The organism is Achromobacter sp. JCM 18799 (genome assembly GCF_055395645.1).
In genome coordinates this window covers 4589521-4614051 of sequence record NZ_AP043866.1, presented here as the reverse complement: position 1 = coordinate 4614051, position 24531 = coordinate 4589521, and the positions used below count along the sequence as shown (strand labels likewise).

At 66.8% G+C, this 24531-nt stretch carries 25 protein-coding genes and 2 tRNA genes; 6 read left to right on the top strand and 21 right to left on the bottom strand.

Annotated features, from left to right (window positions below; genetic code table 11):
• Positions 1–124: 124 nt before the first annotated feature.
• The 3 genes from ACZ5YA_RS21725 to ACZ5YA_RS21715 all read right to left on the bottom strand — a co-directional run bounded on the left by ACZ5YA_RS21725 (position 125) and on the right by ACZ5YA_RS21715 (position 3928).
• The gene (locus tag ACZ5YA_RS21725) at positions 125–1513 is read right to left on the bottom strand and encodes a GTPase/DUF3482 domain-containing protein (RefSeq protein ID WP_464091220.1); all 1389 of its coding nucleotides are present in this window, start codon (positions 1511–1513) and stop codon (positions 125–127) included.
• A complete protein-coding gene (locus ACZ5YA_RS21720; RefSeq protein ID WP_464092867.1) occupies positions 1506–2948 on the bottom strand; it encodes a DUF2868 domain-containing protein in 1443 nt (480 codons plus the stop codon). Before ACZ5YA_RS21720 ends, ACZ5YA_RS21725 begins: the two co-directional genes overlap by 8 nt.
• Positions 2949–3037: 89 nt before the next feature.
• Positions 3038–3928 carry a helix-turn-helix domain-containing protein gene (locus ACZ5YA_RS21715; RefSeq protein ID WP_464091219.1) on the bottom strand — a complete coding sequence of 297 codons (891 nt, stop codon included), beginning with the start codon at positions 3926–3928 and terminating at the stop codon, positions 3038–3040.
• A 155-nt stretch (positions 3929–4083) separates the two neighbouring features.
• Between ACZ5YA_RS21715 and ACZ5YA_RS21710 the strand changes: the two genes are divergently transcribed.
• A complete protein-coding gene (locus tag ACZ5YA_RS21710; protein ID WP_118933472.1) occupies positions 4084–4977 on the top strand; it encodes a DMT family transporter in 894 nt (297 codons plus the stop codon).
• Positions 4978–5001: 24 nt separating this feature from the next.
• Here the strand turns inward: ACZ5YA_RS21710 and ACZ5YA_RS21705 are convergent, their stop codons facing one another.
• From ACZ5YA_RS21705 to ACZ5YA_RS21685, 5 genes are all read right to left on the bottom strand, one after another.
• Positions 5002–6198 (bottom strand): aminotransferase class V-fold PLP-dependent enzyme, encoded by a 1197-nt coding sequence (locus ACZ5YA_RS21705; protein WP_464091218.1) that lies wholly within the window; start codon positions 6196–6198, stop codon positions 5002–5004.
• A 17-nt stretch (positions 6199–6215) separates the two neighbouring features.
• The gene (locus ACZ5YA_RS21700) at positions 6216–6689 is read right to left on the bottom strand and encodes a RidA family protein (protein ID WP_464091217.1); all 474 of its coding nucleotides are present in this window, start codon (positions 6687–6689) and stop codon (positions 6216–6218) included.
• A 97-nt stretch (positions 6690–6786) separates the two neighbouring features.
• On the bottom strand, positions 6787–7701 hold the full coding sequence (gcvA, locus tag ACZ5YA_RS21695) for a transcriptional regulator GcvA (protein WP_280014487.1): 915 nt from the start codon (positions 7699–7701) through the stop codon (positions 6787–6789).
• 133 nt (positions 7702–7834) lie between these two features.
• Positions 7835–7910: transfer RNA gene (locus ACZ5YA_RS21690), tRNA-Asn, on the bottom strand.
• 65 nt (positions 7911–7975) lie between these two features.
• Positions 7976–8797, bottom strand: coding sequence for an IclR family transcriptional regulator (locus tag ACZ5YA_RS21685; protein WP_280014488.1), 822 nt, complete (start codon positions 8795–8797; stop codon positions 7976–7978).
• A gap of 147 nt (positions 8798–8944) precedes the next feature.
• Between ACZ5YA_RS21685 and ACZ5YA_RS21680 the strand changes: the two genes are divergently transcribed.
• Positions 8945–10366, top strand: a complete 1422-nt coding sequence (locus ACZ5YA_RS21680; protein ID WP_118933476.1) for an amidase — start codon at positions 8945–8947, stop codon at positions 10364–10366.
• A 30-nt stretch (positions 10367–10396) separates the two neighbouring features.
• Positions 10397–11362: a Bug family tripartite tricarboxylate transporter substrate binding protein gene (locus ACZ5YA_RS21675; protein ID WP_280014490.1), complete on the top strand. Its 966-nt coding sequence runs from the start codon at positions 10397–10399 to the stop codon at positions 11360–11362.
• 58 nt (positions 11363–11420) lie between these two features.
• On the opposite strand, the gene ACZ5YA_RS21670 is transcribed toward ACZ5YA_RS21675, so the two are convergent.
• The 6 genes from ACZ5YA_RS21670 to petA all read right to left on the bottom strand — a co-directional run bounded on the left by ACZ5YA_RS21670 (position 11421) and on the right by petA (position 15766).
• A tRNA-Thr gene (locus ACZ5YA_RS21670) sits at positions 11421–11496 on the bottom strand.
• A gap of 68 nt (positions 11497–11564) precedes the next feature.
• Complete coding sequence (locus tag ACZ5YA_RS21665; RefSeq protein WP_118933478.1) at positions 11565–12014, bottom strand: ClpXP protease specificity-enhancing factor; 450 nt, start codon at positions 12012–12014, stop codon at positions 11565–11567.
• A gap of 12 nt (positions 12015–12026) precedes the next feature.
• On the bottom strand, positions 12027–12638 hold the full coding sequence (locus ACZ5YA_RS21660; protein WP_006388039.1) for a glutathione S-transferase N-terminal domain-containing protein: 612 nt from the start codon (positions 12636–12638) through the stop codon (positions 12027–12029).
• A gap of 154 nt (positions 12639–12792) precedes the next feature.
• Positions 12793–13644, bottom strand: a complete 852-nt coding sequence (locus tag ACZ5YA_RS21655; protein WP_059376756.1) for a cytochrome c1 — start codon at positions 13642–13644, stop codon at positions 12793–12795.
• 23 nt (positions 13645–13667) lie between these two features.
• Entirely contained in the window at positions 13668–15056 is a 1389-nt protein-coding gene (locus ACZ5YA_RS21650; RefSeq protein ID WP_059376757.1) for a cytochrome b, read from the bottom strand.
• Positions 15057–15130: 74 nt separating this feature from the next.
• Positions 15131–15766 carry a ubiquinol-cytochrome c reductase iron-sulfur subunit gene (gene petA, locus ACZ5YA_RS21645; RefSeq protein ID WP_054455534.1) on the bottom strand — a complete coding sequence of 212 codons (636 nt, stop codon included), beginning with the start codon at positions 15764–15766 and terminating at the stop codon, positions 15131–15133.
• A 140-nt stretch (positions 15767–15906) separates the two neighbouring features.
• Between petA and mscL the strand changes: the two genes are divergently transcribed.
• Positions 15907–16353 carry a large conductance mechanosensitive channel protein MscL gene (mscL, locus tag ACZ5YA_RS21640; protein ID WP_042795720.1) on the top strand — a complete coding sequence of 149 codons (447 nt, stop codon included), beginning with the start codon at positions 15907–15909 and terminating at the stop codon, positions 16351–16353.
• A gap of 117 nt (positions 16354–16470) precedes the next feature.
• Here mscL and ACZ5YA_RS21635 read toward each other — a convergent pair whose 3' ends face one another.
• Positions 16471–17238, bottom strand: coding sequence for an aldolase (locus tag ACZ5YA_RS21635; protein WP_118933479.1), 768 nt, complete (start codon positions 17236–17238; stop codon positions 16471–16473).
• 144 nt (positions 17239–17382) lie between these two features.
• Between ACZ5YA_RS21635 and ACZ5YA_RS21630 the strand changes: the two genes are divergently transcribed.
• Positions 17383–18411: an AraC family transcriptional regulator gene (locus tag ACZ5YA_RS21630; protein WP_059376761.1), complete on the top strand. Its 1029-nt coding sequence runs from the start codon at positions 17383–17385 to the stop codon at positions 18409–18411.
• Positions 18412–18444: 33 nt separating this feature from the next.
• Here the strand turns inward: ACZ5YA_RS21630 and ACZ5YA_RS21625 are convergent, their stop codons facing one another.
• From ACZ5YA_RS21625 to ACZ5YA_RS21615, 3 genes are all read right to left on the bottom strand, one after another.
• The gene (locus ACZ5YA_RS21625; protein ID WP_059376763.1) at positions 18445–19776 is read right to left on the bottom strand and encodes an MFS transporter; all 1332 of its coding nucleotides are present in this window, start codon (positions 19774–19776) and stop codon (positions 18445–18447) included.
• Positions 19777–19826: 50 nt separating this feature from the next.
• On the bottom strand, positions 19827–20453 hold the full coding sequence (locus tag ACZ5YA_RS21620; RefSeq protein ID WP_464091216.1) for a glutathione S-transferase family protein: 627 nt from the start codon (positions 20451–20453) through the stop codon (positions 19827–19829).
• Between the two features lie 269 nt (positions 20454–20722).
• Positions 20723–21499, bottom strand: coding sequence for a Nif3-like dinuclear metal center hexameric protein (locus ACZ5YA_RS21615; RefSeq protein WP_118933481.1), 777 nt, complete (start codon positions 21497–21499; stop codon positions 20723–20725).
• Between the two features lie 19 nt (positions 21500–21518).
• Here ACZ5YA_RS21615 and ACZ5YA_RS21610 point away from each other — a divergent pair, with 19 nt between their 5' ends.
• Positions 21519–22679, top strand: coding sequence for a trypsin-like peptidase domain-containing protein (locus tag ACZ5YA_RS21610; protein ID WP_059376772.1), 1161 nt, complete (start codon positions 21519–21521; stop codon positions 22677–22679).
• A gap of 27 nt (positions 22680–22706) precedes the next feature.
• Here ACZ5YA_RS21610 and ACZ5YA_RS21605 read toward each other — a convergent pair whose 3' ends face one another.
• From ACZ5YA_RS21605 to tatB, 3 genes are all read right to left on the bottom strand, one after another.
• The gene (locus ACZ5YA_RS21605; RefSeq protein WP_059376775.1) at positions 22707–23075 is read right to left on the bottom strand and encodes a helix-turn-helix domain-containing protein; all 369 of its coding nucleotides are present in this window, start codon (positions 23073–23075) and stop codon (positions 22707–22709) included.
• A gap of 77 nt (positions 23076–23152) precedes the next feature.
• Positions 23153–23944: a twin-arginine translocase subunit TatC gene (gene tatC / locus ACZ5YA_RS21600; protein WP_251878507.1), complete on the bottom strand. Its 792-nt coding sequence runs from the start codon at positions 23942–23944 to the stop codon at positions 23153–23155.
• Positions 23941–24471 (bottom strand): Sec-independent protein translocase protein TatB, encoded by a 531-nt coding sequence (gene tatB / locus ACZ5YA_RS21595; protein WP_059376782.1) that lies wholly within the window; start codon positions 24469–24471, stop codon positions 23941–23943. The genes tatC and tatB overlap by 4 nt, the downstream gene beginning before the upstream one ends.
• Positions 24472–24531: the final 60 nt, after the last annotated feature.

Below are 24531 nucleotides of genomic sequence, written 5' to 3'. Positions count from 1 at the left end.
CGCATCGATGTAGGACGAATCTTATAGACGCATTCGTTTAAGCGTCAATCGGTTTGGATTGGGGTTAGTACTTGCTTGCCGGCGGCGTGGAATGGTGCGTTCGGCAAGGCTGGCGGCTGTGGGCTCAGGCGCCGGGCGGCGGCGCGTCGGCAAGGGTTTTCGCCAATTCGCGCACCACGCGCTTGCGGCGGTCGCTGTCTTCGTAGTGCTCGCCCAGGGCCGACCATTCGGGTCGGCTGCGGGCCTCTTTCAGCGCTTCGGGCAAGGGCCCTTTGCGCCAGGCTTCGTCCTCCGGATGGTCTAGTCTCAATGGCTCGCGCGCGGCATGGCCGCGGCGCTCCAGCGCTTCGATCAGTTGTCGCTGCCGCAGGGCCAAAAGACGCAGCACCGCGTCGTCGACGCTGATCTCGCGCCAGCCGCGCAGCTTGCCCGCCACGCGCTTGCCCAGCTTCTCGACGCCTTGCCACAGGCCGCCGGCGGCGGCGCCGATCAGCATGCCGGTGCCCAGGCTCAAGCCCGCGCTGAACAGATCCACCGCCGCGCCGGCCATGGCGCCCGCGGCGGCGCCCATGCCCACCTGCACGCCCATGTCCTTCAAGGCCTGGGGATGGAACAGGTCCATGCCCCAGCGCTCGCCTTGCAAGGGCAGCGCATCATCGGTGAAGTCGGCCGCGCGGAAGTTGTAGAGCGCCAGCAGGGCGTTGACGCAGGTCTGCTCGCGCTGGCGCACCAGATCGCGCAGCTTGCCCGAGGCGGCCGCGAGCGCTGCCTCGTCGCTGGCGCTGGAGACGTGCAAGGCCGCTACGTCGATCAGCAGGTCGGCCAGCAGTTCGTAGGCGGCGCCGCGGCGCGCGCGGCGCTGCTCGGCCAGGTTGGCGGACAGCCGGGCCAGTGCCGCAGCGTGGCGGTCCAGCAGCACGCCGAGCTTGGCGTAGAGCTGCTGTTCGCCATCCAGCGGCGGCGCGACGGTGTCGAATTCCACGACCGCGTGCAGACCCAGCCGGGCCATGGCGGCGCGCCATTCGTCGGCGCGATGCGCGGGCGCCTTGACGAAGTTCAGCACCGGCAGCAGAGGACGGCCGCAAGCGGCCAGGATGGCGAGTTCGTCGCGGTGCTTGCCCAGCACCGGATCGCGCGCGTCGATGACGTACAGCGCGGCGTCGCAGTCCAGCATCTTGGCCAGTACGCGGGCTTCCTGCTCGTAGCGGCCATGCGCCTCGGGCGTGTCGAGGAAGCGGCGGATGCGCGCCGGCCCGTCCAGGCGTTCTTGCGGGCCGTCGAGCGTTTCCAGGTATTCCAACAGCGAGATGCTGTCTTCCATGCCCGGCGTGTCGAACCATTCCAATACGGCCCGCCCTTCCAGCCGCAGGCGCGCGCCTTCGACGTGGCGCGTGGTGCCGGGGCTGTCGGCGACTTCGCCGAAGGTGGTGTCGCGCGTCAGCGTGCGCAGCAGCGAGGTCTTGCCGGTGTTGGTATGGCCGACCAGCGCGATCTTGATGAGATCCTCAGCCATGGCCGGACTCCAGCCACGCAAGCGGGGCCAGGGGCGCCTGCAGCACGGCGTCGGCGGGCAGGCCCAGCGCCAGCAGGCGTTCGCGCCATAGAGAGGCGCGGGTGGCGGGAGCTTCGGCGTCCGCGCGCGGCGTGACCAGCCATACGCGCGTCTGTTCCGCGTGCGCGGCCAGTTCGGCGATCAGCGACAGCGTGCCTCGGTCCGGCGTCTGGCGCGCATCGCAGGCGATCAGCATGCGCGTGGCGGCCTGGCCGGCGAGCGCGTCCAGCACGCGGTTGCGCTCTTCGCGGGTATCCAGGTTGCCGGCCTGCTGGACGCCCGCGGGCATGTCGGCGGGCGGCCAGGCCAGGTCCGGCGGCAGCTCCAGTCCCAGCAGCACGGGCTGACCGCCCAGGCCCGCGAGCGGCGGCGCGCCGACGCGCGGCTCGTGCAGGGGATCGACGGGGCGGTCTATGCCGGTGGACAGGGCGGGCGGCTCCAGGCGGTCGCGCAGGGCGGAGAAGCCGGGCAGTGAGGGATCGATGCGCAGGCGGCGCAAGGTGCGTAGCGATCCCGCCACGCACAGGACGCCGGCCAGCAGGCGGGGCAGGATGCCGTAGACCACCAGCACGCCGATCAGCCAGAGCGACCACTGCGCCTGCGCCTCGGCGGGCAAGGCCTGTGCGCCATCGCTGGCGCGGATCATGGCCGCATCCGGCATGGGAAATCCCAGCTGGGCTGGCAGCCACCCGATCGCCTGCGTCAGGCTTACGAAGGTGTCGGGCGCCAGCAAGGTGGTGGCCCAGATGAAGCGGTAGCTGGCGGTGGACAACACGGCCAGCAGCACCGCCAGCGCTGCGCACAGAGCCGTCAGCCACAGCAGGTGGCTGACGCTGCCGAAGAGCCAGCGCAAGGCGCCCGCGCGGGCCAGCAGGTTGAGGAAAGCCTGGGGTACCAGCGCGCTGTCGGGGCCGCGGGCCAGCTTGCGCGTGGCCCAGAGCCAGAGACGTCCCAGTCCCGTGACGGAGGACGCCCGCAGCAGGAAGCTGGCCAGCCACAGCAGGAAGGTGAGCGCATGCAGGCCCAGCAAGGCGCCCAGCGCCCACAGCACGTTGACCGGCCGGGAGCCGTCTCCCAGCGCGCCCAGCGCGGCGCCGGCCCCGGACATCGCGGCCAGCAGGAACAACGCGGCCAACATGGCGAGCGCGCTACGGCGCCATTTGTCGACCAGGGGGATGAGATTCTCGCGCTGCGCCAGCAACGCGGCGCGGGCGAGGATGCGCGTGGGCAGATCGGCGTCCTGCTGCCGTACGCGGCGCACCGCGGCAGCGTCTTCCAAGGGCCCCCAATGCGCTTCGCGCAGGCGTATCAGCTCCGCCAGCCAGTGCGCGCGCACGGGGCCGGCGCCAAGGGGGGCAGGCGTGGAAGTGGAATCGCGAGAGGTCGTAGACGGCATCGCGTCGGGCGGCGGTACGGTCAGGCCCTGGGGGCGGTGGACCATTGTAGACCGGGCGGGACGGGAAACGGGGCCGCAGCCCCCACGCGTCAGTGGCTGGCGCGGGCGCTGCGGTACTGTCCGGGCGTGACGCCGACGGTGTCGCGGAAGACCCGCGCCAGATGGCTGGCGTTGCCGAAGCCGCAGGCCTGGGCAATGCCGGCCAGGTCGCCCTTGCCGGCCGCCAGCAGCTTGCGTGCATGCGCCAGCCGCCGCGCCCGCACCCAGGCGTGCGGCGGCTCGCCGAAAGAGGTGTGGAACATGCGGGCGAAGTGGTAGGTGGAGAGCGCCGCCACGCCCGCGAGTTCGTCCAGCGTCAGCGGCTCGGCCAGGTGCGCGTCCACGTAGTCCATGATGCGCCGGCGCACGACGGGCGCGAGGCCGCCGCGCAGCGTTGCCGCGGGCCTGCGCGCCACACCCTGGTTCAGCAGATGGTGCAGGACTGTTTCGGCGGCGCTGCTGGCGGCCAGCCGGTCGGCTGGCTGGTTCCAGTCGGTTTCCAGCAGCTGCCGGCAGACGTCGATCAGCGAGTCGTCGTGGATGTAGGTGCGGTCGCGCAGTTCCAGTGTGCGGGGCTCGCAGTCCAGCCGCATGACGGCTTCGCGGGCCAGGCGTTCCGGCGCGATGTACAGGTGCAGGAACTGCACGCTGTCGTTCATGCACCAGCGCGAATAGTGCTCCGAGGGCAGCACGCAGAACTTGCCGGCGCCGCCGTGCAGCCGGTCCGGGCCCAGGCGGAACGACTTGTCGCCTCCGCGCAGATAGAGCGACAGGGTGTGATGGCCCGGGTTGTCGTAGCCCATGGTTTCGTGGGCGCTGCGCGACCATTGCGAAATGGCGATGCCATCGCCCAGCGCGGCGGCGCGCCCCAGCGTTGCGGTGGAACCCGCCAGGGTGCGGAAGACGGAGAAATCGGCCGGGGCCGAGGCGACGGTAGCCATATGGGTGGAATGCTACTGCGATCCCGCGCGCGACGCGTGCGCGCGCGGAAGAAAACCGCAAGAACCGGCAATTCTTGCGGGCCGGGGAGGCGCAAACTTGGTTTCCCGACGGTCTTGCGGACCACCCTTCCGCGTCCCTGTTTCAGCATCGCATCGTGAACCTCTTCCTGTATTTCCTCACTGTCGTCATCTGGGGCACCACCTGGATCGCCATCAAGCTGCAGTTGGGCGTGGTGGCCATTCCGGTCTCCATCTTCTACCGGTTTGCGCTGGCGGGCCTGGTGCTGTTCGCGGCCCTGGCCCTGACCCGCAAGCTGCAGAAAATGGACCGGCGCGGCCACTGGCTTTGCGTGGGCCAGGGGCTGTGCCTGTTCTGCCTGAACTTCCTGTGCTTCTACACGGCGACCCAGTGGATTCCCAGCGGCCTGGTGTCGGTGGTGTTTTCGGCGGCGACGCTGTGGAACGCGCTGAATGCCCGCCTGTGGTTCGGCACCCGCGTCGCGCCGCGCGTGATGGTGGCCGGCGCGCTGGGCTTTTCCGGCCTGGTGCTGTTGTTCTGGCCCGAATTGGCGGGGCAGGAGGCCAGCCATGAAACCTTGCTGGGCCTGGGCTTTGCCCTGTTGGGCACGTTCTGCTTTTCGACGGGCAACATGCTGTCGTCGCTGCAGCAGCGCGCCGGCATCCGGCCCTTGACCGGCAATGCCTACAGCATGCTTTATGGCGCAGCCATCCTGCTGGCGGGGTGCCTGGCGGCGGGTCTGCCATTCGACTTCGATACCTCGCCTTCCTACGTCGGCGCCCTGCTCTATCTGGCGATCCCGGGCTCCGTGATCGGCTTCACCGCCTATCTGACGCTGGTGGGCCGCATGGGCCCGGCGCGGGCCGCCTACTGCACGGTGCTGTTCCCGGTTGTGGCCCTGAGCGTGTCCACCTTTGCCGAAGGGTATCAATGGACGGCGCCGGCCCTGCTGGGCCTGGCGCTGGTGATGCTGGGCAACCTGCTGGTCTTCACCAAGTGGACGCCGTTCGCGCGGGGCGCGGCGGCTTGAGCTTGGCCCAGGGCCGGGCAAGCCCTAGCGGGTCAGCGCGCGCAGCCCTTCCAGCAGGCGATCGATTTCCGCGTCGTTGGTCAGATAGCTGACCGAGGCCCGCGCGATCTGGGTCAGGCCGCGCGCCTGCATGTCCAGCGGCGTGTAGGACACGCCGTTGCTGCCGATGGTGATGCCCTGCGCGGCCATGGCGCGCTGCACGGATACCGCGTCCTGGCCGGCCAGGTCGAAGGACACCAGGCCCGAGCGTTCGCGGCCCTGGTCCAGCACCGTGATGCCGGGGATGGCCGCCAGTTCGGTCCGCAAGGCCTGGGCCGTGGCGGCGATGCGCGCGCGGATGGCTGGCAGGCCGATGTCCAGGGCTTCCTGCAAGGCGTTGGCCAGGCCGCAGCGCAGCGCTAGCGAGGCCTCCGCCGATTCCAGGCGCGCGGCGTCCTGGCGCAGTACGGGTTCGCCATCGGCGCCCAGGGGCGCGGAATGGGTGTCGACGAAGGCGGGCGTGAGCTGGTCCAGGAAGTCGCGCCGCACATATAGCAGGCCGGTGCCGCGCGGGCCGCGCAATGCCTTGCGTCCCGCCCCGCTCAACACATCGCAGCCGATCTGCGCCACGTCCACGGGCAACTGGCCGACGGCTTGCGCCGCGTCCACGAAGTACGGGATGCCGTGACGGCGCGCCACGCTGCCGATGGCGGCGGCCGGATTGATCAGGCCACCGTTGGCGGGCAGCCAGGTCAGCGCGATCAAGCGCACCCGCTCATCGAGCATGGCCTCCAGCGCCTGCGGATCGACGCAGCCGCTGTCGTCCGAGGGGATGGTTTCCAGCGTGGCGCCAGCACGCTGCGCCTTGAGCCGCATGGCGGCCAGGTTGCCGCCCCATTCGTGGCGGCCCACCAGGACGCGGTCGCCGGCGCGCCACGGCGCCATCGCCGCGAAGGCCGCGCCCCAGCCGGGCGAATTGCCGCCGGTCAGCGCGATCTCGGCCGCGTCCGCGTTGAGCAGCCGGGCCGCCAGCGTGCGAGCCTGCTCGATCAGCTCCCGCGACCGCACACCCGCTTCCATAGGCCCTTGCGTGGCTTCGCGGTGCAGGTGGGCGTGGATGGCGTGCAGCGTGGCGGCCGAGGGCAGCGACGCGCCGGCGTGATTGAAATGGACGGTGGTGTGCGCGCCTGGGGTCTGGGCGCGCAACGCCTCCACGGCGCTGGGAGTCAAGGGGGCGGACATGGCGGCTCCGGCGGGGATCAGGCTTGCGTGAGCGCGATAACGGCTTCGATTTCCACCGCCACGCCCTGCGGCAGGGACGCTACGCCGACGGCGCTGCGCGCATGGCGGCCGGCGTCGCCGAACACTTCGACCATCAGGTCGGAGGCGCCGTTGGCGATGGCGCTCTGGCGGTTGAAATCCGGCGTGCTGGCCACGAACACGCCCAGGCGCACGACGCGCGCCACGCGGTCCAGCTTGTCGTCGGTGGCCACGGAGATCTGCGACAACAGGCCCAGCGCCGACAGGCGCGCCGCTGCCACGCCATCGGCGTCAGAAACCTGGTCGCCCAGGCGGCCCAGATAGGCGGCCTTGCCGTCCTTGCGGGAGATCTGGCCCGAGATATACAGCAGGTTGCCTTCCTGCACGAAGGGCACGTAGTTGGCGGCGGGAGCGGCGGCGGCTTCGAGGGTCAGGCCAAGTTCGGCCACGCGGCCGGAGATCGAGCGGGTCATGAGGGACTCCTGAATAGGGAAACTAAGGGCAAGCCTCATGCTATCGGCCGCTGCGAACCCTGACCAATCAATTTTCGCGCAGTACACATGAGTAAAACTAATGTGTATCGTCTTGCTCCGCGGCTACCTGCGCCAGCCACGCGTGGAAGCGCTGCGCCGCGTCGCCAAGCGCGCCGCGCGGCGTCACGAACCACCAGCCGATACGGGGAGCTTCGAGCGCGGCGTCAGGCAGGGCCTCCACCAGCGCGCCGCTGGCGAGCTGGGCGGCGATAAGGCGGTGGCGGCCCATCGCCATGCCTTGCCCCGCCAGCGCCGCTTCCACAACGATGTTGTAGTCATGCAGACGCACGGGCCGCACGCCGCCCAGGTCCACGCCATGATGCCGGGCCCAGGCGTCCCATTCGAAGGGATGGCGGGCATGCGAGGCCAGCAACGGAAATCGCAGCAGATCCTGCGGCGTGCGCGGGCGTTTCCTGCCCGCGATCAGCGCGGGCGCGCAGACCACCGACAGCCGCTCCGCCATGATCAACCGCGCCCGCACGCCGGGCCACACGCCGCGCCCGTAGCGGATGGCGACGTCGACCTCGCCGCCCGCGACGTCCGCCAAACCGATGTCGGGCTGCAATTGGAGATCGATGTCGGGATGAGCGGCGGCAAACGCCGCCAGGCGCGGCGCCAGCCAGCGCGTGGCGAACGAGGCCAGCAGCCCGACGCGCAGCGTCTGCCGCACAGTCTCGGGCGCACGGATCTCGTCGGTACCCTGGCGCAGCAGTTCGAAGGCCGCGTGCACGCGCTCGTAATAGGCCTGACCCGCCGCGGTCAGCGCCACGGCGCGGGTGAGCCGCTCGAACAGCGCCACGCCCAGCTCGGCTTCCAACCGTTGGATATGGTGGCTGATGGCGCTTTGCGTCACGAAGAGTTCCTGCGCGGCCAGCGAAAAGCTCATGCGCCGCGCGGCCGCTTCAAAGGCGCGCAGGGAAACCAGGGCAGGCAGGGATCGCGCGGAACGCATGGAGGCAGGCGATGTGGTGATGGGGAATGCGCATCATCGTACGCCGCGCGCGGCCCGGCAAACAGGCCGCTTGCGCCGCGTCCAAATGCAAAAGGCCCGCAACAAGTTGCGGGCCCTTCAGTACTGCATTCTTTGGCTCCCCGAGCTGGGCTCGAACCAGCGACCTGCGGATTAACAGTCCGTCGCTCTACCGACTGAGCTATCGGGGAACAGGTAGAGGGGGCGAATTATGCACAAAAAAACGGAAGAATGCAAAACGGCCCCGCGCGCGGGTTCAGGCGCTCTGGATCGCCTGCGCCGTGCGGAACAGCTGGGGCACGATGTCGCGCACCAGGCGGTCGGTGGAATAGTCGTGGCGCGGCGCGCTGACGCTGATGGCGGCCAGCGGCATGGCGCGGGCATCGCGCAGCAGCACGGCCGCGCCCACCTGATTCTGCAGGACCTGGTCTTCGGTCAGGGCGTAGCCCTCATCCCGGGCTTGCCGGACCAGCGCCAGCAACGCTTCGGGATCGATCACGGTGCGAGGGGTGAAGGCGCGCGGGGGCGAACGCAGAAGCGCCTGTCGCACGGCTTCGTCGTCCAGCTGCGCTAGCAGCATGCGTCCCGCGCTATTGCACCATGCCGGCATGCGGCGTCCCGGCAGCATTTCCGCCAGGGTCATTTGGCGGCTGGGCAGGCGCAACAGATAGATCATGTCGCTGCCCGCCAGCACGCTCATATGCACCGCCAACCCGCAACGATCCCGCAGCGCGACCAGGTGCGGCGCGGCCATGGACACAAGCCGGTCGCTGCGCAGGAAAAAGTAGCCGAGCTCCACCACGCGCGGCCCTAGGCGGTAGCGTCGCGAGGCGGCTTCCTTGACCAGATAGCCCAAGCGTTCCCAGGTATGCACGAAGCGTTGCGCGGCGCTCTTGCCCAGGCCGGTCACCGTGGCGATGTCGGTCAGGCCCAGCGAGTCGCCGGCATCGCGGAATGCTTCCAGCACCCGGACGCCTTTTTCCAGCGATGCGACGTACAGCGGATCGTCGGCGGCCGCCGGCTCCGGCGGCAACGTTGCCGGTGCGATATCGAGAGGGGATGGCTGGCGCTTTTTCATGGAGGTTTCTCGAGTGCGGGACAGGCGGCGATGGCAGCCGGGGGCTGGGCAGGCGCTAGTTTCCCCGGATTGTCCGGCTTGGCAATACCCACTATAAAGTTAAGTATTCAATACTTTGTATTGCATAGCAATACTTTTAGGCAGCAAATGACTATCGAATCGACCCTATGCGACATGACCGCCGTTGCGCTGCGCGGGGAAATCGCAGCCGGGCATCTGAGCGCCCGGGAACTCATGGCGGCGCATCTGCGGCGCATCGAGGCCTGGAATCCGCGGATCAATGCCATCGTCACGCTGGACGCCGAAGCCGCAATGGCCGGCGCGGCCCGGGCCGACGAGCGTCAGGCAGGCGGGCAGGTTCTGGGTCTGTTGCACGGCCTGCCCATCGTGCACAAGGACTCGTTCCTGACGGCGGGCATGCGCACTACCTATGGTTCACCGCTATACCGCGACTTTGTGCCGGAGCGGGACAGCCTGATCGTCAGCCGCGAACGCGCCGCTGGCGCCATCACCCTGGGCAAGACCAATCTGCCCGAATTCGGCGCGGGCTCGCAAACCTTCAATACCGTATTCGGCGCCACCCGTAATCCCTATGACCCGCGCATGACCGCCGGCGGAAGCAGCGGCGGCGCCGCCGCCGCGCTGGCTACCGGCATGGCGCCGCTGGCCGACGGCACGGATATGGGCGGTTCGTTGCGCAATCCGGCCTCGTTCTGCAATGTCGTGGGCCTGCGTCCTTCTCCGGGCCGCGTGCCGCAATGGCCCGCGGCCAGTCCCTACAACACGTTGACCGTGGCCGGACCCATGGCTCGCACCGTGGCCGATGTGGCCTTGCTGCTGGCCGCCACTGCCGGTCCCGATTCGCGCGATCCCTTGGCCATTGAACAGGATCCGGCCTGCTTTCTTGGCGCCCTGGAGCGCGATTTCAAAGGCGTGCGCATCGCCTATGCGCCGACCTGGGGGGATTTGCCCGTCGAACCCGCGGTGGTGCAGGCCCTGGAGCAGCGGCTGCCTGTGTTTGCGGATCTGGGCGCGCGCGTGGAGCCGGCCTGCCCCGACTTTTCCGGCGCGGATGCCGCGTTCCAGGCCCTGCGCGGACAGACCTTTGCCGTGGGCTATGAGGCCGCGTTGCTTGAGCACCGGCATCTGCTCAAGGACACGGTGATCTGGAACATCGAGCTCGGCCTGCGGCAATCCGCCGCCGCCGTCGTGCAGGCGGAGCGGGACCGCGCCGCGCTGTTCGCGCGCATGCACGCCTTCATGCAGACATACGAATTCATGATCGGCCCGGTCAGCCAGGTGCTGCCGTTTCCGGTCGAGCAGGAAACCGTCGGCAGCATCGAGGGTACGCCGATGCTCAATTACATCGACTGGATGCGTTCGGGCTATTACCTGTCCCTGACAGGACATCCAGCCATTTCGGTGCCCTGTGGCTTTACGGCCGAGGGGCTGCCGGTAGGCATCCAGATCGTCGGGCGCTACCGCCAGGAGCGCGCCCTGCTGCAGCTTGCCCACGCGTTTGAGCAAGCCACGCAATGCTGGCGCCGGACGCCGGCTCTGGCCGACTGAACCACACAACCAACACAAGGGGAATTACGCATGATCAAGCACATCGCCAAGAGCGCATTCTTGTGCGCTCTGGCTGTCGGGCCGGCTCTGGCGGCGGCGCAGGACTATCCAAGCAAGCCGATCACGATGGTCGTGCCATTCCCGCCGGGCGGTTCGACGGACGTCATTGGCCGCCTGTTCGCCGCCAAGCTGGGCGATCGCCTGCGGCAGACCGTCGTGGTCGAGAACAAGCCGGGCGCCAATACCGGCATCGGCGCAGCGGCCGTCGCGCGCGCTGCTCCGGACGGCTATACGTTCATGATCACCGGAGCGCCCACTTTCACGCTCAACCCGCTGCTCTATCCGAATCTGAACTACGACCCGATCAAGAGCTACGAGTATGTCGCGATTGCCGGCAGCACGCCCTTCGTGATCCTCACGAATCCGCAGACGGGCATCACCACCGTTGCCGACATCAAGAGCAAGTCGGCCGCCCAGCCGCTGAGCTTCGGTTCCTTCGGCAACGGTTCCACGCCGCACATCGCGGGTGAATCGCTGGCGCAGCGTACCGGCGCCAAATTGCTGCATGTGCCCTATCGCGGCAGCGCGCCCGCCATGGCCGACCTGCTGGGCAATCAGATCCCGCTGTCGATCGACACGCTGGTCGCGGGCTTGCCGCAGATCAAGGCGGGCAAGGCGCGCGCCGTGGCCCTGACCGGCAACGCGCGCTCGGCCCTGGTGCCTGACGTGCCCACCGTCGCGGAAGGCGGCGTGGCGAACTACGACTTTGAAACCTGGTTCGGCGTGGTGATGCCGAAGGGCACGCCCGCGCCCATCGTCGCCCGCTTGTCCAAGGAGATCGAAGCGGTCATGGCTGAACCCGATACGCGCGCCAAGCTGGAGCAACTGGGGTTCGACGCCACGTACGCCGATCCGGCCGCGTTCCGCCGCAAGGTGGAAACCGAACTGGAGCGCAATGTGGCGATCATCAAGGCTGCGGGGATCAAGCCGGATTGAATCCCGGCTGCGCAGAAAAAAAGGCCGACTCCTGGAGTCGGCCTTTTTCATTCGTTCTTGGTGCCGGTGAAAGGAATCGAACCCTCGACCTTCTCATTACAAGTGAGCTGCTCTACCAACTGAGCTACACCGGCGCTGCGTACCCGGGGGCACGCGAAGGGCTGCATTGTAATGAAAAAAATGCCGGCCCTGCGGGGATGCCTTATTTGACGATGGTCAGGCGCGGACGTTTGGGTTCGTCGTCGTCTCCGCCGTCGTCGCCGGGGGCGGCGTCGGCGTCGGAGCCTTCGGGCGCGGCGGCGGCCGTCGCGCCCTGGGCGCCCGCTTCCGGCGGTTCGTAGGGCTGCACTTCGAAGCCCATGCCGGCGCCGGTTTCGCGCGCGTAGATGGCGCTGACGGCACCCACGGGAACGTAGACGTTTTCGGTCACGCCGCTGAAGCGGGCCTGGAATTCGATGAATTCGTTGCCCAGCACCAGGCGGTTGGTGGCCAGCGTGCCCACGTTCAACGTGATCTGGCCGTCGCGCACATGGGCGACGGGCACCATGGTGTGCTCGTCGACCTGCACGGTGATGTAGGGCGTATAGCCGTTATCGGTGCACCATTCGTGCAGCGCGCGGATCAGGTACGGTTTGGTCGAAGTTTCACCCATCACGCAACAGCCTTAGCGACGCATCACTTTTTCCGAAGGCGTCAGCGCTTCGATGTAGGCCGGACGCGAGAAGATGCGTTCGGCGTACTTTTGCAGCGGAGCCGCGTTCTTGGGCAGTTCGATGCCGTAGTGGTCCAGGCGCCACAGCAGCGGAGCCACGGCCACGTCGAGCATGGAGAATTCCTCGCCCAGCATGTACTTGTTCTTCAGCAGCATGGGGGCCAGCTGGGCCAGGCGGTCGCGGATGTTCTGGCGGGCGTTGGCCAGCTTCTTTTCGTCGGGCTTGGCGCTGCGGTCTTCCAGCGTCGAGACGTGGACGAACAGTTCCTTCTCGAAGTTGTAGAGGAACAGGCGGGTGCGGGCGCGCATGACCGGGTCGGCGGGCATGAGCTGGGGATGCGGGAAGCGCTCGTCGATGTACTCGTTGATGATGTTCGACTCGTACAGGACCAGGTCGCGTTCGACCAGAATGGGCACTTGACCGTACGGGTTCATCACCGAGATGTCTTCGGGCTTGTTGTACAGGTCGATGTCGCGGATCTCGAAATCCATGCCTTTTTCGAACAACACGAAGCGGCAGCGTTGCGAAAACGGACACGTGGTTCCGGAATAGAGCACCATCATGGCGGTAAGTCCTTTATTGAAAAACGAAAGGCCAGCGCCTTAATCTAGCAGGCGCTGGCCCCAATTGCCAGGCGGGATAGGCGTACAGCCCTATCCGCTGATGCCGTCCCCATTTGCAATCGGGGACGGATAAGAACCTGGCGGGGCGTTGCGGTTAGCGCACGTGTTTCCAGTACGAGGCGTTGAGGCGCCAGGTAACCAGGAAGAACAGCAGCAGGAACAACATGACACCGACGCCGAGACGGACGCGGAATGTCTGGACGGGTTCGGCCATCCAGGACATGAACGCAGTCAGGTCGGCGACGTCGTTGTCGTATGTTGCGACTTGGGCCGGGTTAGCGGCCTTGAATTTGGCATCGAAGGTGGCATGGCCGTGGTAGTTGGCTACCGGTTCGGCCTTGACCGTGGAAAAACCCTGTGCATCGTACACCGTGGTGACGCGTTCCCAGGTCTTGGGGGCGCCTTCCTTGCCTTCGACCTCGTGCATGGCGACCGTCGTGAGTTCGCGCGGACCCTGCACTTCCCAGAGCGCGTGGGGCATGCCCACCGACGGGAAGACCAGGTTGTTCCAGCCCGTGGGACGCGCGGTGTCGCGGTAGAAGGTGCGCAGGTAGGTGTAGATGTAGTCGGCGCCCGAGGGGCCGGCGTTCACGGATTTGGCGCGCGCGATCACGGACAAGTCCGGGGGCGTCGTGCCGAACCACTGCTTGGCGTCCTTCGGGGTCATGGCGACGTTCATCATGTCGCCGACCTTTTCGCCGGTGAACAGCAGGCTTTCCTTGATCTGCTGGTCGGTCAGCCCGATGTCCTTGAGCTTGTTGTAGCGCATCGAGGACGCGCTATGGCAGTTCAGGCAGTAGTTGACGAACAGCTTGGCTCCGTTCTGCAGCGACGCCATGTCGTTGACGCGGTACGGGGCCTTGTCCAGGGGGTAGCCGCCTCCGGCGGCGAGGGTGGCGGTACACGTGAGCATCAAGGCCACGGCACCAATCAGCTTCTTGATCATGGTTAATCCGTTATCTGGTGGGCTCAGTGGGCGTGGAACGTGACGCGGTCGGGCACCTTCTTGAAAGTGCCCAGGCGGCTCCATACCGGCATCAGGAAGAAGAATGCCAGGTACAGCAGCGTGCCGATCTGCGAGGTGACGTTCAACGGCGGACTGGGCGGCTGCGTACCGATGTAGCCGAGCACCAGGAAGTTGACCATGAAGATGCCGTAGATCCACTTGTGCCAGGTCGGGCGGTAGCGGATCGACTTGACCGGGGAATGGTCCAGCCACGGCAGGAAGAACAGGATGACGACCGTGCCGCCCATGGCGACCACGCCCCAGAACTTGGCGTCGATCACGCGCAGCAGCACGGCCACGACGATCAGGATGCCGGGGACGGCGATGCGCATGAAGCCCTTCAGGTTGCTCTTGACGAGCAGCGCGATGGCGCCCAGCACGGAAGCGCCCGCCAGCACCCAGGTGAACTCGTCGGTGGTGGCGCGCAGCATCGAGTAGAACGGCGTGAAGTACCAGACCGGCGCGATGTGCGGGGGCGTCTTCAGCGAGTCAGCGGGGATGAAGTTGTTGAACTCGAGGAAGTAGCCGCCCATTTCCGGCGCGAAGAACACGATGAACGCGAACACGAGCAGGAAGCCGGCGACGCCCATCAGGTCGTGCACCGAGTAGAACGGGTGGAACGGGATGCCGTCCTTCGGGCGGCCGTACTTGTCCTTCGGGCCTTGCTTGATCTCGATGCCGTCCGGGTTGTTCGAACCGACTTCGTGCAGCGCCACCAGGTGGGCCGCGACCAGGCCCACCAGCACCAGCGGGATGGCGATGACGTGGAAGGCAAAGAAGCGGTTCAGCGTGGCGTCCGACACGACGTAGTCGCCGCGGATCCAGATCGACAGCTCAGGACCGATGAAGGGAATGGCCGCGAACAGGTTCACGATCACCTGTGCGCCCCAGTAGGACATCTGGCCCCAGGGCAGCAGGTAGCCGAAGAAGGCTTCCGCCATCAGACAGAGGAAGATCGCGACGCCGAAGATCCACACGAGCTCGCGCGGCTTGCGGTAGGAACCGTAAAGCAGTCCGCGCAGCATGTGCAGGTACACGACGACGAAGAACATCGACGCGCCGGTGGAGTGCATGTAGCGCACCAGCCAGCCCCACGGGACTTCGCGCATGATGTATTCGACGGACTGGAACGCGCGTTCCGCGTCCGGCTTGTAGTGCATGACCAGGAAGATGCCGGTCACGATCTGCAGCACCAGCACCAGTAGGGCCAGTGAGCCAAAGAAGTACCAGAAGTTGAAGTTCTTCGGTGCGTAGTACTCGGACAGATGGGCTTTCCAGGTAGAGGTCACCGGGAAGCGCCGGTCCAGCCAGCCCAACAGGCCTGTCGTCTCGACGGTTTTCTCGCCAGCCATGTAACGGCTCCTTCTCTCACGTGGCGTAATGCGGATTTACTTACGTAATTCGGGAAAAAAGCGCGACGCGCGCGTCAGGCCTTGTTGTCTTCATCGACGCCCACGATGATGCGGGTGTCGGTGAGATATTGGTACGGCGGGACTTCGAGGTTGTCGGGAGCGGGCTTGTTCTTGTAGACACGGCCGGCCAGATCGAACGTGGAGCCGTGGCAAGGACAGAGGAAGCCGCCCTGCCAGTCGGCGCCCAGACTGCCGCCCTTTTCGAAGTGGGACGTGGGCGAGCAGCCGAGGTGGGTACAGATGCCGACGCAGACGAAGAGCTCGGGCTTGCGCGAGCGGCCTTCGTTTTCGGCGTATTTGGGCGTGAAGCCGGGGCGCTTGGAATCAGGATCGGCCAGCAGCGCGTCCTGGGTCTTGAGACCAGCGAGTTGTTCAGGCGACCGGTGGATGATCCAGACCGGTTTTCCGCGCCATTCAACCGTCTTCATGGTGCCGACGGGAATGTCGCCGACGTCCACTTCAACGGGAGCCCCGGCAGCGCGGGCCTTTTCGGAGGGAGAAAACGTGCTCACAAGCGGCACTGCCGTTGCGACACCTGCTACGCCACCCACAGCACAGGCGGTGGTAACCCAGAAACGTCGCGAAGGATCAGGTGGCAGGTTGGGATCAACCGCACCGTCATCATCGTGCACCAGCGTATCCTGACTCATCTTCCTATCCTTGTTGATGCGCCCGCTCTACGAGTAGCATCACTTCTGCGGCATCGGGTTCGCGGGAATTTGTAACAACATAGCAACCGCGTATTATAGCGCCAGCCCACTCACGGGCGTATCACGAAGGGAGTGCTTTTATGAGCAAAGCGACTGGTTTCGTCAAAGAATTCCGAGATTTCGCTGTCAAAGGCAACGCAGTGGACCTGGCGGTCGGTGTCATCATCGGCGCGGCGTTCGGCAAGATCGTCGATTCGCTGGTCAAGGACATCGTCATGCCGTTGGTCAACTTCATCCTCGGAGGCTCGGTCGATTTTTCGAACAAGTTCCTGGTTCTGTCGATGCCGGCCGGCTACAACGGCCCCATGACCTACGCCGACCTCACCAAGGCCGGTGCCAACGTATTTGCGTGGGGCAACTTCGTCACGATCATCATCAACTTCGTGTTGCTGGCCTTCGTGATCTTCTGGATGGTCAAGGCCATCTACAAGGCCCGCACCAAGGCCGAGGAAGCGCCGGCGCCCGCCGCGACGCCCGAAGACGTGGCGCTGCTGCGTGAAATCCGCGATCTGCTCAAGAAGCCCTGATCCGATGCCGCCGCCGGCCCGGGATCCGCATGGACGCGGATCCGGGCCGCGGCTGGCGGACGTTCCCGCCGGCGCATGCCGGCCCCCGCTGAACGATCCGCTGCCTGTTCCCTTCCCCTAGTCCCGTTCTGCTGCCATTTGCCGTTCGACGCGCCGCGCGAACATGGCGAAGCTTGCGCGCACGATGCTGGGTTTCAACAGGAAATCGTGCGATTCGGCGGCCAGCGCGTCATTCACCGGTTTCACCTCGCCATAGGCGGCGGCTGCCTGCAGTTGATTGCGGGCGGCGCGTTCGATCAGCACCGACAGGTACAGCGCTTCCTCGATGCACGAGCCCGCTGCCAGAAAGCCGTGGTTGGCCAGCAGGATGCTGCGCTTGCCGCCCAGCGCCGCCGAGATGATCTCGCCTTCCTGGTCGGCGATGGGCAGGCCGGGCCATTCCTTCAGATGGGCACAGTCGTTGTGGAACGGCGTCGCGTCCATGTGCGCGACCACCAGCGGCTGCCCCGTCATGGACAGCGTCGAGACATGGGGCGGGTGCGTGTGGATGATGCACTGCACGTCGGGACGCTGGCGATAGACCCAGAAGTGAAAGCGCACGGCGGGGTTGGGCGTGCCGGGGCCGTCGAGCACCTCCATGTTGTCGTTGATGCGGATGACCGAGGCCGGGATGATCTCGTCGAAGGCCTGGGCCAAGGGCGTCGTCAGGAACGTGCCGTCTTCCTTGCGCACGGTGATCTGGCCCGCCAGGGTTTCCGAATGGCCTTCGCTGGCGAGAATGCGGCAGCTCAGCGCCACCTTTTCTTCTTCGCTCCAGTTCCCGAAGTCGAGCTTGTTCGCGGAGCGCGCAAAGAAGGCGTCGGCATGGGCTTGTTTTTCCAGCATGGGGTCTCCTTGGGATAATGGCTCCATTACACGCCCGCCTCCGCCGCCCGCGATTGACCGATCACGAACGAGGGTTGACTCAATGCGACAGGAAGACCGGCGCCTTTCGGCCAGTGTTGGCCGACCCGACAGAGTGTTCCGAGCATGCCACGCGCCCGCCAGACAGTGAATCCATCCGCCCGGCCCGCCTGTTCCGAGGCGGATCTGAACTTTGCGCCGCAGTTCCGCCCTTTCTATGCGCAGGAGATCGCGGGCTACGAGCGCGAGCTGGACAAGCTGGTGCTGCCGGGCGAATTCAGGGCGCTGACGGAACCGCCCAGGCTGCTATTGCAGGCCTGCAGGCTGCGCGCGGGCGGGCTGGTGGTGAGCCTGGAGTCCACGCCGATCAGCGTGCACCACCGCGCGGAGCATGCGGCCGATCTGGAGCATGCGGAGTTCCTGGCGAGCTTTGTGATTGCGGGCCATGGCGTCATCGTGCAGAACGACGCGACGCTGCCGCTGGAACCCGGCGACATCATCTTCCGCACGACCGCCCTGCCATCGGAAATCCGGATGTACACCGATTCGCGCATCGTGGTGGTCAAGGGGCCGCTGTCGCGCCTGCTGGGCGCGCATAGCCTGGCGATGTCGCAGTTCACCGCGCAACGCGGCGTGGCGGTCCTGCCCATGGTGCAGACCGCCCATCGCTGCCTGCATCATGTGTTCTTCGACAAGGCGGAATCGAATCCGACGTCGTCGCTATTTGCCGAGCAGGCGCTGTTGGCGCTGCTGGCCTCGATCTACACCAGCCAGGCGTTGGAGAAGATACCGGGCGATGCGCGCGCGCCCGCCGACAACTGGCAGGTGCTGGCCAGCTATATCGATGCCCACATCACCGATCCGGAACTGTCGGTGCAGGCGGTGGCGGATGTGCTGCGCGTGACCACGCGCTGGGTGCACCGGCTGTTCAAGATGCGCTCGCTGCAATACACCAGCTATGTGCGTGAACGCCGCCTGCAGCTGGCCCGGGAGGCGCTGGAGGATCCGCGGCGCGCGCACGTCGAGGTCAAGGACATCGCGGCGTCTTGCGGCTTTCAGCACGCGAGCCATTTCATTCGCCGCTTTCATGAACGCTTCGGCATGTCGCCGGCCCTGTATCGCAAGACCGCCAGAAGCGGCAACGGCGGCGCCTAGCGCCGCGCCGCCTGCTCATGCCGTTCCTGCGCGTCAGCCCCGGCGCAGGTCCTGCGGGGTGGGCTTCATGAGAAACGCGGAGCTACCCGCCACGATGCCGAGGAAGGCCAGATAGACGCCGACGGGAAGAATGCTGTCGAACTTCTGCACCAGCGTGGCCGAGATCAGCGGCGCCAGCCCGCCGCCGATGGCGGCCGAGAACTGGACCCCGATGGACAATCCGGAATAGCGCAGCTCCGCGGGAAACTGCGCGCTGTAGAGGCTGGATTGCGGCGCGATCATGATCGCGTAGTTGAAGGCCATGGCGACGAAGACGGCCAGGCTGTACGCCATCAGCGAACCGCTGCCCACCGCGAGAAAGATCGGAATGGCCATGAGTCCAAGCAGCATGCCGCCCCAGCCACAGACGCGGCGCGCGCCGATGCGGTCGGCCAGCACGCCGAACAGCGGAATGGTGAACATCAGCACGCCAGCGCCGTAAAGCAAGGCATGCAGCGCGTCGGCGCGGCTGAAGCCGAGCTTGGACACCGCGTAGGAAACCGAGAACACCAGAAAGGTGTAGATCAGCGTGACCTCGGCAATCTTGCAGCCTATGCACAGCAGCAACGATTTGCCGTGCGCGCGCAGCAATTCGCCCAAGGGCATCTTGTCTTGCACGGACTGTCTGTTGCGCGCCTTCTCGCGCTTGACCTCTTCGAATTCAGGCGATTCGTCGATGCCGTGGCGGATGAACAGGCCGACGACGATCAGCACTGCGCTGGCCAGGAACGGCAGGCGCCAGCCCCAGGACAGGAAGTCCGCTTCCGGCAACCGCGTCACCAGCGCGAAGGAACCCACCGACAGCAGGATGCCCAGGGGCGCGCCCACCAGCGGCAGGCTGCCGAAGAACGCCTTCCATTTGGGCGGCGCGTGTTCTACCGCCATCAGCATGGCGCCGCCCATCTCGCCGCCGAACGACAGCCCCTGGCCGATGCGCAGCACCACCAGCAGCACCGCAGCCGAGATGCCGATCTGTTCATAGGTCGGCAGCAGCCCGATGAGCACCGTGCAGATCCCCATCAGCAGCAGGCTGAGCGTCAGCATGGATTTGCGGCCGATGCGGTCGCCGAAATGGCCGAACAGGATGCCGCCGATGGGCCGCGCCAGCATGCCGCTGGCGAAGGCGCCGAAGGCTGCCAGCGTGCCGGTGACGGGGTCGAACTGCGGGAAGAAAATCTTGTTGAACACCAGCGCCGCGGCGGTGCCGTAGGCGAGGAAGTCGAAGGCTTCCACGGCGGTGCCGATGACTGTGGCAACGGCGACCCGGAACAGGTTCGGTTTCTTGTGTGATTGGGCAATAGGCTGCGCGGCCTGGATGGCGTCCATGTGGTTCCCTCTTGTCTTGTAGTAATGGTTCTTGTCGTTGTGCGCGGGACTCAGGGTCCTGGCGGCACGTACCCTGGCAACTGCTGGATGCGCTTGCGCCACGCCGCGATGGCGGGATAGGCGGCGATGTCGATGGCGGCTTCCTCGGCCAGCGCCAGGTAGCCGTAGCAGGCGATGTCGGCCACGGTCGGCGCTTCGCCGCCCGCCAGCCAGGCGTGGTCCGCAAGGCGCTTTTCCAGGCGCTGCAGCACGCGGTCGGTGCGGGCCTGCATGCCGGGCACGTCGAGCAAGGCCTCGCTCACGCCCAGGTGGTGCGCGGCCTCGGCGTTGCTGACCACGCGCGTCAGGCGCAGCGGCTGCAGGCTGTTGGCGATCTCGTTGGCGGACACCGATATCCAGGCGTGCATGGCGCCGATGCGAGGCAGCGGCGCCAGCCATTCGGGGGCGTAGTGATGCGCCAGATGCAGCAGGATGGCGTGGCTGTCCCAGATGGCCGCGTCGCCATCGGTCAGCGCGGGGATCTGCTGGAAGGCGCTGACGCGCTCGAACTCCGCGGTCTGGTTCTTGCGGGCCAGCACGTCGACGAACCTGCTTTGGTAGTCCCGGCCGATGAGCGCGAGAAACAGGCGCACCTTGTAGCAGTTGCCGGAGCGCGGGTGGTCGTAGAGGGTCAGCATTCAATGGCTCCGTGTGTAGGAGGCCCGGCCGGAAAGGGCCGGCAGCGGGCGGCTGCATGGAATGCTAGGGCGCTGGACTGCGCGCGGAATTGACAGGGAGAGAACCGCGATTGACCAGATGCGACGCACAGGCGCCGCCTTGATCGCGCCCTCTGGTTTTCCCCTAGCCGAGTCCTGCGGATTCGGCACGGACGGCGCGCACGGTCGCGCTGGGAGCCGTGCAATGAAAACGCCCCCTTGCGGGGGCGATCTTGAGGAGGCGGAGCCGGTTATGCCGGGTTGTCGATGTCGACGAATTCGACCTTGATGCCGAAGCGTTCCGCGACCGCCTGGCCCAGCGCCTGCGCGCCGTAGCGCTCGGTGGCATGGTGGCCCGCGGCGATGAAGCCCACGCCGGTTTCGCGCGCCAGGTGCACGGTGGATTCGGAAACCTCGCCCGTGATGTAGGCGCTGGCGCCCGCGTCCGCCGCATCGCCCAGCATGCCTTGCGCGCCGCCCGTGCACCAGGCCACGCGCGCCAGGGGCATGTCCGGGTCGCCCACCACCAACGGCTGGCGGCCCAGGCGTTCGGCCACGCGCTCGCCCAACTGGCCCAGCGTTGCCACGCCCGTCGCCGTACCCAGCCAGACCAGGTTGTCTGGGCCGCAGGTTTGCGGCGCGCCGTCATCGCGCAGCGCGGGCGTCAGGCCCAGCACGCGCGCCAGCTGCGCGTTGTTGCCCAGCGTGGGATGCGCGTCCAGCGGCAGATGGTAGGCGTACAGGTTCAGGTCGTTTTTCAGGGCCAGGGCCATGCGCGCGCGGCGCGTGCCGATGACGCGGCGGTCTTCGTTGCGCCAGAGCCAGCCGTGATGCACCAGCACCGCATCCGCGCCGCGTTCGACCGCCACGCGCAGCAGGGCTTCGCTGGCCGTGACTCCGGCGATAATGTGTGCGATTTCGGATCGGCCTTCCACCTGCAGCCCGTTGGGGCAATAGTCCTTGAAACGTGCCGTTTGCAGGGTGTCGTCCAGCCAGTTGGCCAGGACGTGGGAGTCCACTTTACTCATAGCTAGTCCTATCAGAATCATGCGCCGATATTGGCTGATCTTTGCTCAGGCCGTCACGGTCTGCCTGGGTATTCTATTCGTCGTGACGACCTTGCGGCCCGACCTGCTGCGGCTGGCGGGGCCGGCGGCGGGACCTCAGTCCGCGGCGGCCGCCGCAAGACCGCCCGTTGCGCGCGCCCAGGCCACGGCGTCCTATGCGGACGGCGTGGCCCGCGCCGCGCCTTCCGTGGTCAACGTATACACCACCAAGCACGTTAACGTGCCGCTGATTCCGCTGCCCGACGATCCGGTGCTGCGCCAGTTCTTTGGCCAGGTGCCGGGCGTGACGCGGCGCCAGGCCTCGACCAGCCTGGGGTCCGGCGTGATCGTGAACCAGGACGGCTACGTGCTGACCAACTACCACGTGGTGCAGGCCGCGGAAGCGATCGAGGTTGCGCTGTCCGACGGCCGTCGCGATACCGCGAAAGTGGTGGGCGCGGATCCGGACACCGATCTGGCCGTGCTGAAGCTGGCCACCTTGCGGTCCCTGCCCGCGGCCACGCTGGCGCCGGACCGGGGCTTGCGGGTGGGCGACGTGGTGCTGGCCATCGGCAATCCGTTCGGGGTGGGGCAGACCACCACGCTGGGCATCGTATCGGCGCTGGGCCGCAACGGGCTGGGACTGAACACCTACGAGAACTTCATCCAGACCGACGCGGCGATCAACCCCGGCAATTCCGGGGGCGCGCTGGTCGACGCCGCCGGCAATCTGGTGGGCATCAATACCGCCATCTATTCCGAATCGGGCGGGTCGATGGGCATAGGCTTTGCCACCCCCATCGAGATCGCGCGCAAGGTCATGGACGAGATCGTCAAGACCGGCGCGGTCAAGCGCGGTTGGCTGGGCGTGGAGCCGCAGGACGTAACGCCGGAGCTGGCGCGTGCGTTCGGGCTGGATCGCGATACCGCGGGCGTGATCATCGCCGGCGTGATGCGCGACGGGCCGGCGGCGCGCGGCGGCCTGCGGGTGGGGGACATCGTGCAGTCGGTCAACGGCAAGCGCATGATGGACACCGCCAGCCTGCTGTCGGAGATCGCGCAGCTGCCTCCGGGCCAGAGCGCCAAGCTGGGCATATTGCGCAGCGGCAAGCCAGCCGAGCTGGCGGTGGTGGTGGGCACGCGCCCGGGCAAGCCGCGCTAGGACAGCGCCGGGTCCGCGGGTGGGCGATCAGGTTGCGGCGGGGTCCTTGGCCATCAGGCGCACCGCCGACAAGATGGCTTTCTTGGTGCTTTCGGATTGATTGCGCAGCAGCGCCCATATTTCCGTGCAATAGCCGTCCGGGCCGTCGTCCGGCGGGGACGCGCCGTTGTGCGGCGCATCCCCGCCCGGCCCCACGCCGTCGGTCAGCCACGGCACGCTGGTGTCCAGCGCCCGCGCCAGGCGCAGCAAGGTAGCGCGAGACGGCGAGTAGCAGTCTTCGCGCATGAGGATCCGATGGATGCACGATTGCGGCACGCCAGAAATGCGAGCCAGCTGGTTCTGGCTTTTGATGCCGCGCCAGCGCATCAGGGTGTGCAGTCTTTGGGCGAGTGACATGAGGGCAATGTAGAGTTGCCGTGGGCCGCCCACAAGGTGAAACGGTCCTGCTTTGTGGGCAGGACCGTTCGAAGGGATCAGTGGCGCTCTGTCAGCGAGTCCGAATCGGTCTCGCTCTCTGCTTCTGGTTTGGGCGTGACCAGCCGGGCGCAGATCAGCCCGACCTCATACAGCAGGCACAGAGGCACCGCCAGCATGAACTGGCTGACCACGTCGGGCGGCGTGACCACGGCGGCGATGATGAAGGCGCCCACCACCACGTAGCCGCGCGCGGCCTTCAATTTGGAGAGTTCGACCACGCCCATCTTCACCAGCAGCACCACGGCCACGGGCACTTCGAAGGTGATGCCGAAGGCCATGAACATCGTCATGACGAAGCTCAGGTAGGCCTCGATGTCCGGCGCTGGCGTGATGGACTGCGGCGCGAACGTGGCGATGAAGTGGAACACCGTGCGGAACACCACGAAATAGCAGAACGCCATGCCCGCGATGAACAGAAAGGTGCTGGAAACGATAAGCGGCAGCGCCAGGCGCTTCTCGTGCCGGTACAGGCCGGGCGCCACGAAGGCCCAGGCCTGGTACAGCACCACGGGCAGCGCCAGGATGAACGCGGCCATCATCGTGACCTTGACCGGCACCATGAACGGCGTGATGACGCCGGTGGCGATCATGCGCGTGCCTTCGGGCAGCGAAGCCAGCATGGGCTGGGCCAGCACGTCGTAAATGGCCGACGCGCCGGGGTAGATGAACAGCACGATGAATATGCCGATCACGGCGGCGGCGGCGCGCAGCAGGCGGGTGCGCAGTTCGACCAGGTGGGAGATGAAGGTCTCCTGCTGGCCTTCTTCTTGGGAGGCGTCCTGGGTCACGTCGGGGTTCCGGAGGGCGCGACGGGCTTGGCGGCGGGCGCGGCGTCGTCGGCCTTGGGCGCGCTGGGCGCGGGTTGTTGGGTCGCGGCGGGCGCGGGCGCAGCCACCGGCGGCAGATCCAGGTCCAGGTTCAGGCTGTGGTTCTGGCTGGGCGGCGGCGCGATGCTGCGTTCGGGTTCGGCAGGCGTTTCGCTGGCCACGGACGGTTCGGCCTTGATGTTGGCTTCGCGCGCGACCTCGTCGAGTTCAGCGCGGAACTGCTGGACGGGTTCCTGCAGCGAGGCCTGGGTTTCGTTCAGCGACTTCTGCACGCCCTGGGCGGCATCTTCCATTTCGCTCTTGAACTTGCGCAGTTCGTCGAGCTCGATTTCGCGCTGGATATCGGATTTCACGTCATTGACGTAACGCTGCGCGCGCCCGAGCAGGTGGCCGACGGTGCGGGCAACCTTGGGCAGGCGTTCGGGGCCGATGACGATCAGGGCGATGACGCCGATCACCATCAGTTCAGTGAAGCTGACATCAAACATTCGACGGCCGCTCGGGAGTGGATGCAATAAGGGCCGGCCTGTTCAGGACGGCCCGGGAGC